Source organism: Mycolicibacterium vulneris (assembly GCF_002104765.1).
Lineage (GTDB): Bacteria > Actinomycetota > Actinomycetes > Mycobacteriales > Mycobacteriaceae > Mycobacterium > Mycobacterium vulneris.
Window position 1 is genome coordinate 1 of record NZ_NCXM01000076.1, and the last position, 1,563, is coordinate 1,563.

2 protein-coding genes are annotated in these 1,563 nt (G+C 61.7%); both read right to left on the bottom strand.

Annotated elements, in window-relative coordinates:
• Positions 1–54 precede the first annotated feature (54 nt).
• Positions 55–441 (bottom strand): GNAT family N-acetyltransferase, encoded by a 387-nt coding sequence (locus B8W69_RS29380; RefSeq protein ID WP_085293141.1) that lies wholly within the window; start codon positions 439–441, stop codon positions 55–57.
• Between the two features lie 85 nt (positions 442–526).
• Complete coding sequence (locus tag B8W69_RS29385; protein WP_085293142.1) at positions 527–1,309, bottom strand: PhzF family protein; 783 nt, start codon at positions 1,307–1,309, stop codon at positions 527–529.
• Between the last annotated feature and the right edge of the window lie 254 nt (positions 1,310–1,563).

Sequence of the window (1,563 nt, forward strand, 5' to 3'; positions counted from 1 at the left end):
TGGGCACACTGACATCCTTCCAGCTCACCCATCACGGGCAAGCCAACTCAGATGTCACCTATTCCTGCAGCAGACCCGACCGTGAGCGTCTTTGGTGTGCAGCATCCAGCGAAACCCTCGCCCCGGACCCTGCTCGATCATTGCGTCGACCAGTCTGATCCCGAGCCCGGCGCTACGTGCGCCAGGCGCAACAATCACGTCGGCCAAGTAAGCCACTGCTACTCCATCCGACACGGCACGAGCGAAACCGACCATCGAACCATCGGTGCGCTTATAAGCTCCGACCACGCGCCAGGCGGTATCGATTTGAGCCTGCAAGTCCGCCGGCGACCGCCAACGCTCCCAATACGCGTCGGTGGCAGCCAAAAGCGATACCACCGCGTCTTGATCCACCCTGCCGGGGTCGTCGTCGACCTCATAGTCGTTGTGCCTGATCCGCATAACCCGAGCTTCTCAGACCTAACCTGTGAAACGTGAAACAGGGCTTGAGACGGTTCTGACTGTCTGAAACTGAGACAGCTTAGGCTCAGATTGCTAGCTCGCCGCGGGTGATGGTGACTGCGCGACCGGTCAGGTCAACCCGCCCGTCACGTAGTTGCAGATCGATACGCCCACCTCGATGTGACACTTGCAAGCCCGTCAAGGCGGTTTTCCTCAGTTTTTTCGACCAGTAGGCTCCCAGAGTGCAATGCGCGGACGCCGTCACGGGATCCTCGTCGATACCGGCTGCGGGCGCAAAGAAGCGGGATACGAAGTCACTGCCGGTCTCGCCGCCAGCGGTGACGATGAGACCGCGGGCGTCCAGGCTGGCCAGCGCCGCCAGGTCGGGGACTAACCCGCGCACAATTTGGGGGGAGTCTAGTTCGGCGAGCAGGTCGAGTCGGCCGCGCGCCACCTCGCGAGGCGTAACGCCAAGTGCTGCAACAACTTTTGATGATACTGGCACGGGATGAGGACTGTCGGCTGGGAAGTCCAGCGTGATTCGTCGATCGTGCTCCCGGCGTGCACCCAGGACGCCTCCACAAGTAGTGAACGCCAGAGTTTCGGCTGGCTCGCTCGTTTCCCACATGATGTGTGCGGCAGCTAACGTGCCGCTGCCACACAAGGCGAGTTCGGTTCGCGGACTGAACCATCGCAGCTCCAACTGCGGCTGAGCACGACGGACAAATACGGTGGCCGGCAGGTTTAACTCGGCCGACAGCTGTTGGAGCCACTCAATCTCAGGCCACCCTGAGTCGAGCAGGCAGACCGCAGCCGGATTCCCGGCGAATGGTCGGTCAGCGAAGCAATCCACCGTGAAGATGCGCATCAACCAATCTTGGACGTTACCGTCGGCGCTATGTACTTCATCGAGCGGCGCTCCGAAGCGTGTCGTGAGCGGGACCCGACCGCGCGGGCTTAGAGCAGCCGCATGCCCAACGGTACTTCCCGATCCGGGCTAACCAGCACCACGCCACGGTCGCCGTCGGTTGGCACTCCCAACACGGGGTCTGCTGCAGGAATAGGTGACATCTGAGTTGGCTTGCCCGTGATGGGTGAGCTGGAAGGATGTCAGTGTGCCCA

What these genes read in the sequence shown, in the direction of transcription:
- B8W69_RS29380 (WP_085293141.1), bottom strand. Translation starts at nt 441, where the DNA reads ATGCGGATCAGGCACAACGACTATGAGGTCGACGACGACCCCGGCAGG.
- B8W69_RS29385 (WP_085293142.1), bottom strand. Translation starts at nt 1,309, where the DNA reads ATGCGCATCTTCACGGTGGATTGCTTCGCTGACCGACCATTCGCCGGG.